Here is a 15,511-nt window from a genome sequence, read left to right on the forward strand (position 1 = left end):
GAGGTAGTGCGATGGCTGCTCCGATAACGGCCGCATATCCGAAGACGCGGCGCATCAGGTTCTGGTTCGGCGACCCGGTCCCGATGCGACGACACTTCGCCGACAACGACATCGCGTTGAGCCATGTGCTGGCCGGCGCCTCAGCGGTGTTCCCGCCGGGCGAGGAGTTTTTCGGAATCTGTTGTACTGGCATGCGATCGAAGAGCTCGAGCACAAATCGGTGGCCTTCGACGTCTACCGCGCGGTCGGCGGGCCCGAGTGGTTGCGGCGGGCGGTGATGGCCGTCATCTGGACGGGTACTGTGCCGTTCGCGACCGCGGGCTCGTGGTTCTCCATCGCGTGGAGCGATCCAGACGGCAGGCGCCAGCCGGGACGCGTGCTTCGCGAAACGGTTGGGCTGATCCGCGGGCCGCTGCTGAACGACGGCATGATCGGCAGACTCGCCGTCTACATGAAGAAGGGCTTCCATCCCGACGATCTCGACACCGACGCACTGCTGGACCGATGGCGTGCCGAGTTATTCGGTGCCGAGGGCACTCTGGTCGATCACTTGAAGTAGGGACAACAATGGCCCGGGCTTGTGGCCCGGGCCATTGTTGGGTTCTGCCGTGTTTAGCAGCTCAATGCGACGTGCGCGACCTTGCGGTCGACAGTCGGCACAGTGGTGGGGTTGTTACGCACATCCCTGGCGGCCTGCACGTTGTTCACGGGCGACTCCTGCGTGACCGACTCGACGGTGCACTTGGACAGGTCGCTGGCGCCCGTCTTGGAGACGATCACCCGGTACCCATTGGACTTGAGGTCATTGATGACAGCGTTGGCATCGCCCGATCCAGCCGGTCCGGCGAGCGCGACACTTGCCGATCCCAGCGACGCCCCGATGACGCCAGCTGCGGCAATACCTGCAAATAACAATTTCTTCACGATTTCACTCCTCTCGCCTTACTCCTCGTGGCCTCTCTGTTACGGAAATATGTCCGGATACCACATCAAGGCCCGACCCGCGACTCGCCAAAACATCAACGCTCGTGAATCTGTCCTGTCCAACGCGGTAATCCTCAGATTGATTCCCGCTTGCGGAAATTAACGCCAAATTCATAGCGACCCCTGCGCGCGCTCTCAGGCGGCACTGTGTGGGCTGGCCGGAGCCGGGCGGCATCCAGCGAACTGGCAAAGCTCGTTAGGTAAGGCTAACTAGACGTTGCAGTTAAGGGAGATGTAGACCAATCTGTGGTCCAGTACGCGAACCGGCAGCACCAGCCACTTTCCGCTGGGCATCCACGTCCGCTGATACTCGGTGCGGTAGACATCCTGTCCGTTGCGGATGTTCGACACGGTGCACTTGTTGGTGGGCCCGTTACCGCTGCGATCGATGATCACCTGGTAACCCTGCGACTGATACTGGTTGATGACCGACTGCGCATCATCGGCAAGCGCCGTCCCCGGGGTGAGGGCCATCAGCGTACCAACACCAAGTGCCGCCGTTGTCAGCCGAACTGCCGTCTTCATCTCACACACCGTCCTCATAGTTTCTAACTCCCGGCCACACAGGCATTGTTCCCCATAGGTGCCATCGATTTTTCGTTCTGAATCGATACAGTGGCCGGATGCCCAAGCCCGTGACCATCAAGACCTGGGGAATCTGGGCCGCCTGCGCGCTGGTGCTCGTGGCCACGGCGGGATGTGGCCGAACCGTCCAGAATCCCGTCAACCACAACGTCAAGATCGCCAACATCGCCTCGCTGAAAAGCCAGTTCGGGCCGGAGTTCGAGATCAAGACAATGGAACCCGCTGGGATGGATCCCAAGCTGCTCTCTCCTGCTCCGCTGCCGCCGGGTGTGACGGTTGACCCTCCTGGTTGCGCCAAGTACAGCGGTGGCAGTGCCGTGCCCGTCGGGCTCAAGGGAAACATGGCGGCGTTGACCGCGACCGGCGCGGGCAACCAATATGTGGCAGTCGCCGTCGAAACCTCGCAAGAGGTCCCCTTCGACCCCGCTGTGTCGGCGGACTGCAAGAAGGTCGGTTTCCGCGGCAACGGAATCGCCGGACAGACCGAGGTGATCGACGCACCGGCCATCGACGGTGCGCGCACGCTCGGCATGAAACGCGACGTGCTCAGCGGGACCTCGGGCCGGGCGATCGGTCAGGAGGTCCTGAACTACTCGGCATATCTGGGCCGCTACATGGTGGTGGTCACGGTCAGCCCGGTCGCCGTCGGCAAGGTGCCGCCCGCGCTGCCCGACGGCAAGCGTGCATCGGATCTGCTGGTCAAGGCGGTTGCGGCGGTCCGCTCTTAACGCACGTCGCGTGGTCGGTACTGCAGGCTGATTCGTGGCCCCACCGGTTTGGACGTCTTGGGGATCGCGTGCTCCCAGGTGCGCTGGCAGGAGCCTCCCATCACCAACAGGTCGCCATGGCCCACGTTGATGCGGATCGACTCGCCGCCCAGCCGGGGGCGCAGAGCGAAAGTGCGTGTGGCACCGATGCTCACGATCGCCACCATGGTGTCCTCGCGCAGGCCACGGCCTATGGTGTCGCCGTGCCAGGCGACGCTGTCGGTGCCGTCGCGGTACTGACACAGGCCCACCGTGGTGAACGGTTCGCCGAGTTCGTCGGCGTACTCGCCGTTGAGCCGGTCGCAGATGGTCTCCAGCACCGGGTGTGGCGGCGGACCTGCGGTCAGGTCGTGAAAGCTGACTAGGCGGGGGACATCGAGGGTGCGGTCGTACATGCGGCGGCGTTCGGCGCGCCAGGGCACCTGCGCCAACAGCTGGCCCATGAGGTTGTCGGCACGCCCGAGCCATTCATGGTGCACCTCAAGCCAAGCGCCGCCCGCCAGGTCGCGGCGCGGGACCGCCGGTGCGCCGAACAGTGATGCCTGAACCGCATGTGTCACACCCTCATGATATCGCACACATGTTCGATTGCACGGCAAGCTAGCGTCTTCTCATGACGGATGCTCCAGTGCTGGGTGCCAATTCAGAGGTGGGACGGCTGCGGGCGGTCGTGTTGCACCGGCCCGGTGACGAGCTCAAGCGTCTGACACCGCGCAACAACGACCAGTTGCTGTTCGACGGGCTGCCCTGGGTGGCGCGCGCGCAAGAGGAGCACGATGCCTTCGCCGAGGTGCTGCGTTCGCGGGGTGTCGAGGTGCTGTTGCTCTCCGATTTGTTACGCGAGGCACTCGCCAGCGGCGCGGCCCGCGTCCAGGGCATTTCTGCGGCGGTCAACGCGCGCAGGCTGGGTTACGCCCTGGCGCAGGATCTTTCGGAGTACCTGCGGTCGCTGGACGCCGGCGATCTGGCCTACGTGCTGATGTGCGGGATGACATTCGACGAGCTGCCGGTCGGCGGCAAGGTGGCGCAGCCGTCGCTGGTGCGGACCATGCATCACGGATCGGATTTCGTGATCGAGCCGCTGCCCAACCTGCTGTTCACCCGCGACTCCTCGTTCTGGATCGGCCACAAGTTCGCGATCACCTCGCTCGCGTTGCCGGCGCGGGTGCGCGAGACCTCGCTCACCGATCTGATCTACGCCCACCACCCGAGATTCCTCGGGGTGCGCCGCGCCTACGAGTCGCATTCGGCCCCGGTCGAGGGCGGTGACGTGCTGCTGTTGGGCCCCGGCGTGGTGGCCGTCGGGGTGGGGGAGCGCACCACCCCTGCCGGTGCGGAAGCACTGGCGCGTAGCCTTTTCGACGACGGACTGGCGCACACGGTGCTCGCGGTGCCCATCGCGCAGGAACGGGCGTCGATGCATCTCGACACCGTCTGCACCATGGTCGACACCGACGCCGTCGTGATGTATCCGGCGATCCAAGACTCGCTGTCGGCCTTCACTATTCGCCGCACCGAGGGTGGTGTCAGTATCTCCGGGGCGGACCCGTTCGTGGAGGCGGCCGCCGATGCGATGGGTATCGGCAAGCTACGTGTCATCGATACCGGGCTGGATCCGGTGACCGCCGAACGCGAGCAGTGGGACGACGGCAACAACACCCTGGCCGTGGCGCCCGGCGTCGTCGTCGCCTATGAGCGCAATGTGGAAACCAATGCGCGTCTGGAGGCCTCGGGTGTCGAGGTGCTGGCCATCTCGGCGTCGGAACTGGGCACCGGCCGGGGCGGACCGCGTTGCATGTCTTGCCCGGTGTCCCGCGACTTCATCTAGCGTCGACACGCCGTCTTATGGCGAACATGTGCGATACGAACACGCCACGACACGGCGTGTCGGCGGCTGGGGCGGCCGCTGGGAGCGCGGGGCGGCCGCTAGCGCCAGCTGGGCAGCCACATCTCCATGTTCCACATGAACGGTGAGATGGCGGCTCCGGTCAGAATCGGATACAGCCACGCGAAGTTGGTGACCACCACCGCCAGGTAGAACGTTGCGATGAACATCCGCAACGTTTTTCGTTCCGGGTTGGTCACCGGCTTGTGCAGGAAGTCGCCGAGGATGAACGCGATCATCATCACCAGGAACGGCACCATCGGGGTGGCGTAGAAGAAATACATCTGGCGGTCGATGTTGGCGAACCAGGGCAGCCACCCCGCGCAGTAGCCGACGAGCGCCGCCGCGTAACGCCAGTCACGCCGGACCACCGTCGCCCACGTGGCCCACAGCAGCACCGGAACGGCCAGCCACCAGATGGCCGGCGTGCCGACCAACAGCACCGCGCGCACACAGGAATTGGCGCCGCAGCCGGGGATGTTCTTGTCCTCGATGGCGTAGAGCAGCGGTCGTAGCGACATGGGCCACGTCCACGGTTTGGATTCCCACGGATGGTGGTTGCCGTTGGCGTTGGTCAGCGTCGAATGGAACGTGTAGACGCTGTGCGTGTAGTACCAGAGCGATCGCAGGGCATCGGGCATCCAGCCGCCGACGCCAATCTGTCGGCCCTCGGCGTGCCGGTTGATCCCGGTCTCGGAGGCGAACCACGACCAGTACGAGGCCATGTACACGATGAACGGAATGACCAGCAGCGCATACACGGCGGGCCCCAGATCGCGCATCGCCGCGCCGGCCCACGGTCGCTGCACCCCGTAGGCGCGCCGGGCGGCGATATCGAACGCAAGGCACAGCACGCCGAAGAAGGCGATGAAGTACAGCCCCGACCATTTTGTGCCGCAGGCCAATCCGAGCAGGATCCCGGCACCGAAGCGCCACCAGCGCACGCCCAGGCGCGGACCCCACGGGGTATCAACGATGCGTCCGTCCAGATAGGCGTTGTACAGCCGTTCCCGAACCTGGTCCCGGTCGACGATCAGGGCGCCGAAGGCGGCCACCACGAAGAGCGCCTGATACACGTCGAGCAGCGCGGTGCGTGCGGTGACGAAGCTGACCCCGTCCGCGATCAGCAGTACCCCGGCGATGGCGCCCACCATGGTGGACCGGCTCATTCGCCGGGCGATCCGGGCGACCAGCAGGACCAGGATGGTGCCCGAGAGCGCCGCCGCGAATCGCCAGCCGAAGGAGTTGTATCCGAACAGCCATTCGCCGATCGCGATCATCTGTTTGCCCACGGGCGGATGCACCACGAGCCCGTAGCCTGGGTTGTCTTCAACACCGTTGGTGACGACCTGCCAGCCCTGCGGTACGTAATGCTTCTCGTCGAAGACGGGGGTGCCGCGATCGGTGAGCGCGCCGAGGTTGACGAATCGGGTCAGTGCCGCGATCGCCGTGATGACGGCGGTCATCACCCAGCCCTGGAACCGGTCGGTGGGTCCGAAGTCTGCGGGCGGTATCCGGGGCCCGGGGGACTGCAGATCCGACTCGGCTGCCGGGGTCGGCGGCAGGGTTGCGGGCACGGTCACACGGTCGATCGTAGGGGAGGACCCGAGCTGGGCATCTAAGCTGCCGGGATGGGGAACTTGCTGCTGGCGGCGACACCGCTGGGGGAGCCGGGGGATGCCTCGCCCCGACTGCGTGAGGCGCTGGCCAAGACGTCGGTGGTGGCCGCCGAGGACACGCGGCGTGTTCGGGCGCTCGCCAAGTCTCTTGATGTGCAGATCAGCGGGCAGATCATCAGTTTCTACGACCAGAACGAGGCCAGCCGTATCGAGCCGCTGCTGGCCGACCTGGAGGCCGGTTACGACGTGCTGGTGGTCACCGACGCGGGTATGCCCTCGATCAGTGACCCGGGGTACCGCTTGGTCGCCGCGTGCGTCAAACAGGGCATACCGATCACGTGTCTGCCCGGCCCCTCGGCGGTGACGACGGCGCTGGCCGTCTCGGGGTTGCCGGTGGACCGTTTCTGTTTCGAGGGATTTGCGCCCCGCAAGCAGGGGCCGCGCCGGCGCTGGCTTGCCGAGCTGTTGACCGAGCCGCGCACCTGTGTGTTCTTCGAGTCGCCGCGACGACTCGAAGAGACGTTGGCCGATGCGGTGCAGGTGCTGGGGCCGGAGCGGCGCGCTGCGGTGTGTCGCGAGCTCACCAAGACGCACGAAGAGGTGCTGCGGGGCACGCTGCGTGAGCTGGCGGCCTGGGCCGATGCCAACGAGGTACTCGGGGAGATCACGGTGGTGCTCGACGGCGGCCGCCCTGCCGTCCCCGAGATCGAGACTCTGGTGGCCCGGGTGGAGGAGCTGATGGACGACGGGATGGGGCTGCGCGAGTCCTGCGCGACGGCCATCGGAGAGTCCGGGGCGACGCTGTCGCGACGCGACCTGTACGACGCGGTGGTCAAAGCGCGGGCTTGAGCCCGTTCTCGCGGGTGGCGATCGCGGTGAGATCGACGGTGGCGGCCGCCTTGTGCAGGCACTCCTGCCATTCGGCGTCGACCTCGGAATCGGCGGTGATGCCGCCGCCCACACCGAGCACCGCAGAGCCGTCGGGTGCGATTTCCACGGTGCGGATCGCGACGTTGAGTTCCAGACCAGCCGCAGGCGAGAGCATGCCCACGGTGCCGCAGTACACCCCGCGATGATCCGACTCCCAGCGGCGTAGCAGTTGGCGTGCACGGGTTTTCGGTGTTCCGGTCACCGAGGCAGGGGGGAACGCGGCCGCCAATAGGTCTGTCGCGGTCGCCTCCAAGGGCACCTTGGCCGCGACGGTGGACGCCAGATGCCACACGCCGGGTGCCGGATGGACGGCGAGAAGTTCGGGGACGGTGACGGTTCCGGTGTCGGCGATGCGCCCCAGGTCGTTGCGCACCAGGTCGGTGATCATGATGTTCTCGGCGACATCCTTGATCGACGTCAACAGCGCGGAGGGATCTTCGGTTGCCGCCAGCGTGCCCTTGATCGGGCTGGAGCAGACATCGGTGCCGTTGCGCCGCAAGAACAATTCGGGTGACAAGGAGGCGACGGCGCCCCACCCTCCAGAGACGAAGGCGGCCCGGGCAGGTGCGGTCTGGGTGACCGCGTCGGCGAAGAAGTCCACCGCATCACCCGTCAACGTGCCGCGAAACTGCGTGCACACACACGCCTGATACACCTCGCCGGCCGCGATGGCGTCCAGGCAGTGGGCGACGGCGCCCCGGTGGTGTTCACGATCGGGTGCGGTCCAGTCGATGAACCACGGCGCCGGATCGCACGGCTGCATCAGCGCGTGCAGTAGCCACTCCGGACAGTCCTGATCCAGAAGGCTTTCATACCACCAGCATTCGTCTTCGTCGAGGCGTAGCGCCGAGTCGGTCCAACCCCCGGCCGCGGCCGGGAGCCGGGGAGCGCTGCCCGCTGCGGCCAGATCCGGATATCCCAGATATCCGATCCAGCCGCCTCCGACTGCGCCGGGCGGCGCTTCACCCCGATGGGAATCATTGCCGTTGAAGGCCTTTCGTGGCAGCACCGGCCGCGCGGACAACGACGGCGCGATGACGGCCCGTGAACCGAACCACGATCCGATCAGTGCGGCGGGCGCGGGTTGCCGCGCCACGCGCGCGGCGGCGGCCAGCGATCGCAGCACCGCCGACGGCGCGCCGAGATCACCGAGCTGCTGGACGCGCATCGGTCTAGTTTCGCAGATCCTTCACGAGTATCGCGCGGGTGTACAGCAGGGAGAAGCCTTGCCGCTGGGTGTTCTGCTGGGACTTGGACCCGGGCTGGGTGGTGACCACCGCCAGGTCCGCGCCGTCGCGGGCGGCCTCGTGCAGGCGGGTGGTCAGCAGCGCCGTCTGAATACCGCGTCGGCGATGACGGGCGGCGGTCGCCGCGCCGTTCAGCTGGGCCACCCCGTCGAGCAGACGCATGCTGGCGCCACCGGCGACGGAACCCTCGCGCAGCGCGATGTACCTCCGCTCACCGTCCACGGTGGAGAGCGCTCCGATCGCGCGGCAGAGCACCTCACGTGGGAACGACTCGTGGGAGGGCACCCCTTGCTCATCGGGTACCGCGAATCCGTCGACGACCACGTCGAGCCATGTAGTGAGCTCGTCGGTCCCGCTGTGGCGCACCGTGATGCCCTCCGGGACGGCGGGTGCCGGAGCGTCGGTCAGTGCGAGTCCGAGGACATCCTCGAAGGACACCAGCAGGTAGCCGCGCGCGGTGAGGAGCTCGCACAGGGCCGGGTCGGCCAGGCTCGCCACTTCGGCCTGCACCGGGGTATCGCGGGCTGCGAACTCCCGCTCGATGGCGTCGAGCTCGGATTCGGTTGGCATACCGCCGAACCCGAGTCCTGCGATCTTGTTCATGGGCGAGTCGGGGCCGGCATACGCCGCGACGCCGCCCGCCAACGAGATCACCAGGGCGTCGTCGCACCGCGCGGCTCCGGCGGCGATGGTGTCGGCTTCGGCGCGCTCGATGCGCGCGGCCGTGTCGATGTCACAAAACACGCGGGTGATTGTTTCCGATGACCTGCCCGCACCGCTACCGGTTATCTGCTGATGTGGCGCGCGGTTTCGGCGGTGGCCAGCTTGTCGGGGTTGCGGATGGCGAAAACATGAGCCACCTTGCCGTCCGCGATCGACAGGGCCAGTACCGCGTCGAGACGTCCTTCGCTGTAAATGAGCAGGGCGGGTGTGCTGTTGTAGGTGCTCAGCTCCATGCGGACATCGGGGAACGACGCGGCGGCCCGCGACAGCCCGATAGCGACGCGTGCCACTCTGTCGGCTCCGTACACCGGACGCCGTGCCGCGCTGACCTTGCCCCCGCCGTCGGACGTCCACACCGCATCGGGGGCCAGCATTTCCACCAGTGCGTCGACGTCGCCGCCCGCGGCCGCCAGCAGGAACTTGGTGGTCAGTTCCTCGGCCTGCTGGCCGGTCGGGGTGAACCGGCGCCGTCGCGACTGGACATGTTCGCGGGCGCGGTGGGCCATCTGACGCACCGCGGCCTCGGATTTGCAGACGGTGGAAGCGATCTCGCTGTAGTCGAAGCCGAATACCTCACGCATCACGAACACGGCGCGCTCGTCCGGTGCCAGGGTCTCCAACACCACGAGCATTGCCATCGACACCGACTCGGCCAGTACCACGTCGGCCGAGGCGTCGTCGGTGCTGCCCTCGAAGGTCACCCGCACCGGCTCCGGCAGCCACGGGCCCACGTACTCCTCGCGCCGACGGCTGTTGGCGCGCAGCGTATTCAGGGCCTGTCGGCTGACGATCTGGGCCAAATAAGCCTTGGTGTCGGTGACCGTGTTCAGGTCCACCTGCGCCCACCGCAGGTAGCTCTCCTGCAGTACGTCATCGGCTTCCGTTGCGGAGCCCAGCATTTCGTACGCGATGGTGAACAGCAGCGGGCGCAGGTGGATGAACAGCTCGGCATGAGCGGAGTCGGGCACCGCTATGCCCGCGCCTTGAGGGCTTCGGCGCGCTTCCCGCCCTGCGGCCAGAAGTACCAGGTGGGGTGCTTGGCGGCGGTTGCCAGGATGGAAAGCGTTCCGTTGCACACCATCTCCTTGATGGCTGCGCCGGTGCGTCCACCCACATACAGCTTGCGGGGAGTGTCGTCGGTGTGGCCCGCCTGGATGACCGCCACGCGCCGTCCGATGCTGACGTTCTGCCCGGTGAAGATCTGGGTGCGTGCTTCGGGTTGCAGGCCGTCGACCAGAGCGAGCACCGTCTTGACGGCGCGTGCCGCCAAAGGACCGGCGGCCTGGCAACTCATGCGCAGCGGCACGCCCGACGGGCTGGCGGCGTCGCCGGCGGCGATGACGCGGGGATTGTCGATGCTCACCAGGGTCTCGTCGGTGAGCAGCCGGCCCAGGTCGTCGGTGCTCAACCCGCTGTCGGCGGCCAGCCGCGGCACGCCGAATCCCGCGGTCCACACCGTCAGAGCGCTCGCCAGCACGCGTCCGTCGGACAGGGTCACCGAGTCTTCGTCGACGCGAACCACCGTGGCCGGCGCCAGCACCTCGACGCCCAGCTTGTCCAGGTGCTTGGCCGCGGCGCGGCGGGCCGGTTCGCCGAGTGAGGGGAGCAGCTGCGCGCCGCAGATCAGGGTCACACCGCGGCGGCCGGCTTCGGCGAGCTCGCCGGCCAGCTCCACACCGGTGAGGCCGGCACCGACGACCACGATGGGTGCATCCGGAGCCAGCCGCTCATACCGCGCGCGCACCTGCTGGGCGTGCTCGAACTCGTTGATGGACAACGCATGTTCGGCCACTCCCGGAACATCGGGAGTCGTCGACGTACTTCCGACGGCGTAGACCAGGTAGTCATACGGCAGCACCGCACCCGAGGCGAGTTCCAGTTTCTGCGCGTCGGCGTCGATGTGGGTGACCTTGTCGACCACCAGCTGGATCGCCGGATTGAGCAGCTTGTCGTATTCGGCCGTCGCGGTGCTGTTCCCGGCGACCAGTTGATGCAGGCGGATACGTTCGACGAAGTGCGGTCGGGGGTTCACGAGGGTCACGGCCAGTGTCCTTTTGCCGTCTTTCCAGCCGAGCAGTTGATTGGCCGCCAGGGTTCCCGCGTAGCCTCCGCCGATCACGATCACCCGGGTGTTCTCGGTCATTTCGGTGACTTCCTTTCAGTCGCTGATGCCCCTAAGACACCGCGGCGACGAAATCTGTGACAGACCGTGACCGGGATCACTTTCTCCTACTTGGGCACCTGATACTTCGGGAACACGCCCGTCGGCGCGGGCAGGCTCACGCCGGGCTTCAACCGCGTGCCGATGGCCGTGAAGTCCCGCTGATCCTCGGACTGGCCCAACAGGTCCAGCAGCTTGGCCGCGGAATCGGGCATCACCGGCTGCACCAGTAGCGCCACGATCCGCACCACCTCCAGCGTCGTGTACAGGACCGTGCCGAATCGCTGCTTGTCGGCCGCACTTTCGCTCTTGCTCAGCACCCACGGCTCCTGCGCCGAGAAGTACCGGTTGCTCGCGCCCAACACCTGCCAGATCGTCTCCAGGGCGAGATGCATCGCGGGCACGTCGAAGTGTGTGCGGGCCTGCTCCAGCAGCGCGTCGGCGGCGGCCAGCAATGCGGTGTCCTCGCCGGTGAATTCACCCGGCTCGGGCACGATGCCCTCGAGATTCTTGGCGACCATCGACAGCGACCGCTGCGCGAGGTTGCCCAGCTCGTTGGCCAGATCGGCGTTGATCCGCCCGATCAGCCCCTCCTCGGTGTAGCTGCCGTCCTGGCCGAAGGGGACCTCACGCAGCAGGAAGTAACGGACCTGGTCCAGCCCGAAGGTGTTGATGAGGTTGATCGGATCGACCACGTTCCCGATCGACTTGCTCATCTTCTCGCCCTTGTTGGTGAGGAAGCCGTGCGCGAAAACCCGCTTGGGCAGCTCGATTCCGGCAGACATGAGGAAGGCGGGCCAGTACACGGTGTGGAACCGGATGATGTCCTTGCCGATCATGTGCATGTCGGCGGGCCAGTAGCGGCCGAACAGCTCGGAGTCGGTATCGGGGTAGCCGACCCCCGTCAGGTAATTGGTGAGCGCGTCGACCCACACGTACATGACGTGCTCGGGGTTGTCCGGCACCGGCACGCCCCAGTCGAAGGTGGTGCGGGAGATGGATAGGTCGCGCAGCCCACTGGAGACAAAACTGACCACCTCGTTGCGCCGCGCATCCGGGCCGATGAACTCCGGATGGGCTGCGTAGTGCGCCAGCAGCTTGTCCTGATAGGCCGAGAGCCTGAAGAAGTAGGAATGCTCTTCGGTCCAGTCGACCGGGGTGCCCGTCGCAGTCGCGGTGCGGGTGCCGTCGGGGGCGACGGTGGTCTCGGCGTCGGTGTAATACGCCTCATCGCGCACCGAGTACCAGCCGGAGTAGGTGTCCAGATAGATGTCACCGTTATCGGCCATCTTGCGCCAGATCGCCTTGGAGGCCTCGTAGTGATCCGGGTCGGTGGTGCGGATGAACCGGTCGAACGAGATGTTGAGTGTGCGCTGCAGCGCCTCGAACACGTCGGAGTTGCGCCGGGCGAGCTGAGCCGTCGGGATTCCTGCCGCCGCCGCCGTCTGCGCCACCTTCAAACCGTGCTCGTCGGTCCCGGTGAGGTAGCGCACGTCGAAGCCGTCCAGCCGCTTGAAGCGGGCGACCGAGTCGGTCGCCACGTATTCATATGCGTGCCCGATGTGCGGCTCGCCGTTCGGATACGCGATGGCGGTGGTGATGTAGAAGGGATCAGCCATAGTGGCTGCCACTTTATCTATCCAAATAGAATCGATATCACCATGACGCCCGGCCATAAACGGCAAGCCCCGCCCGACCCCGAGCCGCTCGCGCCTCTCATCGACGCCCACACCCATCTGGATGCCTGTGGCGCCGTCACCGCCGAGGATGTGCGCGCCATGGTCGATCACGCCGAGTCTGTCGGTGTGGGACGTGTGGTGACGGTGGCCGACGACCTCGATTCGGCCCGATGGGCGGTGTCGGCCGCTGCCGCCGATCCACGCGTGTACGCCGCCGTGGCGTTGCATCCGACGCGTGCGGGCGACCTGACCGAGGATGCACGCACCGAACTGGAGAAGCTGGCCGCCCACCCCCGCGTGGTGGCGATCGGGGAGACCGGTTTGGACCTGTATTGGCCGGGCCGTTTGGAGGGTTGTGCGGAGCCTGCGGTGCAACGCGAAGCATTTGCTTGGCATATCGAGCTGGCTAAGCGGACGGGCAAGCCGTTGATGATTCACAACCGTGATGCAGACGCCGAAGTGCTCGATGTCCTCAAAGCGGAGGGCGCGCCGGGCTCGGTTATCTTCCACTGCTTTTCGTCGGACGCCGAGATGGCGAAAAAGTGCGTCGCTGAGGGTTGGATTCTGAGTCTGTCAGGGACGGTGAGTTTCAAGAACGCGCGGGCGCTGCGGGAGGCCGCTGCGCTCATTCCCGACGAACAACTGCTGGTAGAGACCGATGCGCCCTACCTGACGCCCCACCCTTATCGGGGCGCCCCCAATGAGCCGTACTGCCTGCCCTATACCGTCCGTGCCCTTGCGGAAGTAACTGGGCGAACTGCCGAGCGGTTAGCGAACGCCTCGTCTGCGACGGCGTCGGCGGTGTTCAAGATCGTTGATGAGTTGCCCCCAAGCGATGCTTTCGTTACCGTGTCGTGATCAATGAGGATGATTAGCAGCCGGGTTTCGCCGCACGAATTCCGGTATCGAGGCTCCGAAACGAACGCAGGAAACCCCTACTCGTGAATGCACTGACGAAGCTCAACGCAACGCGATCGCCCTTGCTACGCGCCCTTGTGGCCGCCCTGCTGGTGGTGATCGGCGCGGGCGGCGGCTACGCCATCGCTGCGCACAAGACCCTCACTCTCAACGTCGACGGAAACGCCATGACGGTCACGACCGTCAAGTCACAGGTGTCCGAGGTCCTCGCCGACTACGGATACGCGCTGTCGGACCGCGACGATGTCGCCCCCGCCAAGCACGATTCGGTGCGCAACGGCGACACCATCGTCCTGAAGCGTTCGCGCCCGCTGGACATCTCCGTGGACGGGCAGGGCACCCAGCAGGTGTGGACCACCGCCAGCACGGTGAACGACGCGCTGTCGCAGTTGTCGATGACCGACACCGCCCCGATGGCCGCCACTCGTGGCAGCCGCCTCCCGCTGGAGGGCATGTCGCTGGCCGTGGTGAGCGCCAAGACCGTGCAGCTGAACGACGGCGGCGTGATCAGCACGCCGCGCATCGCCGCCCCCACGGTGGGCAAGCTCCTGGAGGCCACCGGGAACCCGCTGCAGCAGTTCGACACCGTCGATCCGGCGCCGAGCACCCCGGTGACCGCGGACATGCCGATCACCGTCACCCGCATTCGAGTCAGCCAGGTGACCGAGCAGGCCGCGTTGGCGCCGACGCCGCAGAAGATCGAAGACCCCGAGATGAACATGAGTCGCTCGGTGGTCCAAGATCCGGGCGCACCCGGTACCCAGGACATCGTCTACTCGGTGCTGACCGTGAACGGCAAGGAGACCGGCCGCATGCCGGTGTCCAACAACGTGTTGACCCCTGCCCGCGATTCGGTGCTTCGCGTGGGCGCCAAGCCCGGCACCGAGGTGCCGAGCGTGACGCGTGGTGGAGCTTGGGACGCACTTGCCCAGTGCGAGGCCGGCGGTAACTGGGCCATCAACACCGGCAACGGTTTCTACGGCGGCGTGCAGTTCGACTTCGGCACCTGGTTGGCTCACGGTGGCGGCAAGTACGCACCGCGTGCGGATCTCGCGACGCGCGAGGAGCAGATCGCGATCGCCGAGAAGACCTTGGCCGCTCAGGGCTGGGGCGCCTGGCCGGTGTGCAGCGCGAGAGTTGGTGCCCGCTGACCATCAGGCTGCTCGGCCGTACCGAGATCCGACAACTGGCCAAGGATCTCGATTTCCGACCGACGAAGACGCTGGGCCAGAACTTTGTTCACGATGCCAACACTATTCGTCGGATCGTGTCGGCGTCGGGCGTCGGCAAGGGTGATCACGTCATCGAGGTGGGTCCCGGTCTGGGCTCGTTGACATTGGGCTTGCTCGACAAGGGTGCCGCGGTGACCGCGGTCGAGGTGGATCCCGTACTGGCACGCCGTCTTCCGACCACCATCAAGGAACATTCGCACAGTGAGTTCAACCGGTTTTCGGTGATTCACCAAGATGTTCTGAACCTGACCCCCGCCGACGTTCAGGGCGAGCCGACAGCGATGGTAGCCAACCTGCCGTACAACGTCGCGGTGCCGGCGCTGCTGCGAATCCTGACCGAATTCGACTCGGTGAAAACCATTTTGGTGATGGTTCAGTCCGAGGTAGCCGATCGGCTGACCGCTGAGCCGGGCTCGCGTATCTACGGGGGGCCGAGCGTCAAGGTGCGCTATTTCGGCAAGGTGAAGCGCCTCGGCACGGTGTCGCCGGCGGTGTTCTGGCCGATTCCGCGGGTGTACTCGGGTCTGGTGCGCATCGATCGCCACGCCGACGCGATATGGCCTTCGGATGCCGGCTTCCGCAAGGAACTGTTCGATCTCGTCGACATATCGTTTGCGCAGCGTCGCAAGACATCTCGCAACGCGTTCGCCGAATGGGCGGGCTCGGGCGACGAGTCGGCACGCCGTCTGCTGGCGGCCAGCATTGACCCGGCTCGTCGTGGTGAGACGTTGGACGTCGCCGACTTCGCGCGCCTGCTGGAGCGCTCGGCGATCGTCTAGGT

15 protein-coding genes and 1 pseudogene are annotated in these 15,511 nt (G+C 66.2%); 7 read left to right on the forward strand and 9 right to left on the reverse strand.

The window, feature by feature from the left end:
- Positions 1-11 precede the first annotated feature (11 nt).
- Positions 12-559: pseudogene (locus MYCSP_RS04885) on the forward strand (metal-dependent hydrolase).
- 53 nt (positions 560-612) lie between these two features.
- Here the strand turns inward: MYCSP_RS04885 and MYCSP_RS04890 are convergent.
- Both MYCSP_RS04890 and MYCSP_RS04895 read right to left on the reverse strand, forming a co-directional pair.
- On the reverse strand, positions 613-924 hold the full coding sequence (locus MYCSP_RS04890; RefSeq protein ID WP_070912882.1) for a hypothetical protein: 312 nt from the start codon (positions 922-924) through the stop codon (positions 613-615).
- A gap of 270 nt (positions 925-1,194) precedes the next feature.
- Positions 1,195-1,509: a hypothetical protein gene (locus MYCSP_RS04895; protein ID WP_083014467.1), complete on the reverse strand. Its 315-nt coding sequence runs from the start codon at positions 1,507-1,509 to the stop codon at positions 1,195-1,197.
- A gap of 98 nt (positions 1,510-1,607) precedes the next feature.
- Between MYCSP_RS04895 and MYCSP_RS04900 the strand changes: the two genes are divergently transcribed.
- On the forward strand, positions 1,608-2,297 hold the full coding sequence (locus tag MYCSP_RS04900; RefSeq protein WP_088413304.1) for a DUF5642 family protein: 690 nt from the start codon (positions 1,608-1,610) through the stop codon (positions 2,295-2,297).
- On the opposite strand, the gene MYCSP_RS04905 is transcribed toward MYCSP_RS04900, so the two are convergent.
- A complete protein-coding gene (locus MYCSP_RS04905) occupies positions 2,294-2,896 on the reverse strand; it encodes an alpha-ketoglutarate-dependent dioxygenase AlkB family protein (protein ID WP_070912879.1) in 603 nt (200 codons plus the stop codon). The genes MYCSP_RS04900 and MYCSP_RS04905 overlap by 4 nt on opposite strands.
- Before the next feature lie 53 nt (positions 2,897-2,949).
- Here MYCSP_RS04905 and arcA point away from each other — a divergent pair, with 53 nt between their 5' ends.
- The gene (gene arcA / locus MYCSP_RS04910) at positions 2,950-4,164 is read left to right on the forward strand and encodes an arginine deiminase (RefSeq protein WP_083014471.1); all 1,215 of its coding nucleotides are present in this window, start codon (positions 2,950-2,952) and stop codon (positions 4,162-4,164) included.
- A 98-nt stretch (positions 4,165-4,262) separates the two neighbouring features.
- On the opposite strand, the gene MYCSP_RS04915 is transcribed toward arcA, so the two are convergent.
- A complete protein-coding gene (locus tag MYCSP_RS04915) occupies positions 4,263-5,804 on the reverse strand; it encodes a dolichyl-phosphate-mannose--protein mannosyltransferase (protein WP_088413305.1) in 1,542 nt (513 codons plus the stop codon).
- Positions 5,805-5,852: 48 nt separating this feature from the next.
- Between MYCSP_RS04915 and rsmI the strand changes: the two genes are divergently transcribed.
- Positions 5,853-6,689, forward strand: coding sequence for a 16S rRNA (cytidine(1402)-2'-O)-methyltransferase (rsmI, locus tag MYCSP_RS04920; RefSeq protein WP_083014476.1), 837 nt, complete (start codon positions 5,853-5,855; stop codon positions 6,687-6,689).
- Here the strand turns inward: rsmI and MYCSP_RS04925 are convergent.
- The 5 genes from MYCSP_RS04925 to metG all read right to left on the reverse strand — a co-directional run bounded on the left by MYCSP_RS04925 (position 6,673) and on the right by metG (position 12,520).
- Complete coding sequence (locus tag MYCSP_RS04925; protein WP_088413306.1) at positions 6,673-7,938, reverse strand: aminodeoxychorismate synthase component I; 1,266 nt, start codon at positions 7,936-7,938, stop codon at positions 6,673-6,675. The two genes, rsmI and MYCSP_RS04925, sit on opposite strands and share 17 nt — an antisense overlap.
- A gap of 4 nt (positions 7,939-7,942) precedes the next feature.
- Positions 7,943-8,761 (reverse strand): GNAT family N-acetyltransferase, encoded by an 819-nt coding sequence (locus tag MYCSP_RS04930; protein ID WP_083014480.1) that lies wholly within the window; start codon positions 8,759-8,761, stop codon positions 7,943-7,945.
- Between the two features lie 41 nt (positions 8,762-8,802).
- Positions 8,803-9,708, reverse strand: coding sequence for an RNA polymerase sigma-70 factor (locus MYCSP_RS04935; protein ID WP_083014483.1), 906 nt, complete (start codon positions 9,706-9,708; stop codon positions 8,803-8,805).
- A 2-nt stretch (positions 9,709-9,710) separates the two neighbouring features.
- On the reverse strand, positions 9,711-10,883 hold the full coding sequence (locus MYCSP_RS04940) for an NAD(P)/FAD-dependent oxidoreductase (RefSeq protein ID WP_083014485.1): 1,173 nt from the start codon (positions 10,881-10,883) through the stop codon (positions 9,711-9,713).
- A gap of 86 nt (positions 10,884-10,969) precedes the next feature.
- Positions 10,970-12,520, reverse strand: a complete 1,551-nt coding sequence (gene metG / locus MYCSP_RS04945) for a methionine--tRNA ligase (RefSeq protein WP_088413307.1) — start codon at positions 12,518-12,520, stop codon at positions 10,970-10,972.
- Positions 12,521-12,562: 42 nt separating this feature from the next.
- Here metG and MYCSP_RS04950 point away from each other — a divergent pair, with 42 nt between their 5' ends.
- The 3 genes from MYCSP_RS04950 to rsmA all read left to right on the forward strand — a co-directional run bounded on the left by MYCSP_RS04950 (position 12,563) and on the right by rsmA (position 15,509).
- The gene (locus tag MYCSP_RS04950; RefSeq protein WP_070912871.1) at positions 12,563-13,438 is read left to right on the forward strand and encodes a TatD family hydrolase; all 876 of its coding nucleotides are present in this window, start codon (positions 12,563-12,565) and stop codon (positions 13,436-13,438) included.
- Positions 13,439-13,521: 83 nt separating this feature from the next.
- On the forward strand, positions 13,522-14,649 hold the full coding sequence (locus MYCSP_RS04955; protein WP_070912870.1) for a resuscitation-promoting factor: 1,128 nt from the start codon (positions 13,522-13,524) through the stop codon (positions 14,647-14,649).
- Entirely contained in the window at positions 14,613-15,509 is an 897-nt protein-coding gene (rsmA, locus tag MYCSP_RS04960; RefSeq protein WP_167346528.1) for a 16S rRNA (adenine(1518)-N(6)/adenine(1519)-N(6))-dimethyltransferase RsmA, read from the forward strand. The genes MYCSP_RS04955 and rsmA overlap by 37 nt, the downstream gene beginning before the upstream one ends.
- Positions 15,510-15,511 lie beyond the last annotated feature (2 nt).

It is taken from the genome of Mycobacteroides saopaulense (genome assembly GCF_001456355.1).
Classification (GTDB): Bacteria; Actinomycetota; Actinomycetes; order Mycobacteriales; family Mycobacteriaceae; genus Mycobacterium; species Mycobacterium saopaulense.

Coding starts and splice junctions, on each gene's coding strand:
- MYCSP_RS04900 (WP_088413304.1), top strand. CDS start 1,608: ATGCCCAAGCCCGTGACCATCAAGACCTGGGGAATCTGGGCCGCCTGC.
- metG (WP_088413307.1), bottom strand. CDS start 12,520: ATGGCTGATCCCTTCTACATCACCACCGCCATCGCGTATCCGAACGGC.
- MYCSP_RS04950 (WP_070912871.1), top strand. CDS start 12,563: ATGACGCCCGGCCATAAACGGCAAGCCCCGCCCGACCCCGAGCCGCTC.
- arcA (WP_083014471.1), top strand. CDS start 2,950: ATGACGGATGCTCCAGTGCTGGGTGCCAATTCAGAGGTGGGACGGCTG.
- MYCSP_RS04940 (WP_083014485.1), bottom strand. CDS start 10,883: ATGACCGAGAACACCCGGGTGATCGTGATCGGCGGAGGCTACGCGGGA.
- rsmI (WP_083014476.1), top strand. CDS start 5,853: ATGGGGAACTTGCTGCTGGCGGCGACACCGCTGGGGGAGCCGGGGGAT.
- MYCSP_RS04925 (WP_088413306.1), bottom strand. CDS start 7,938: ATGCGCGTCCAGCAGCTCGGTGATCTCGGCGCGCCGTCGGCGGTGCTG.
- MYCSP_RS04895 (WP_083014467.1), bottom strand. CDS start 1,509: ATGAAGACGGCAGTTCGGCTGACAACGGCGGCACTTGGTGTTGGTACG.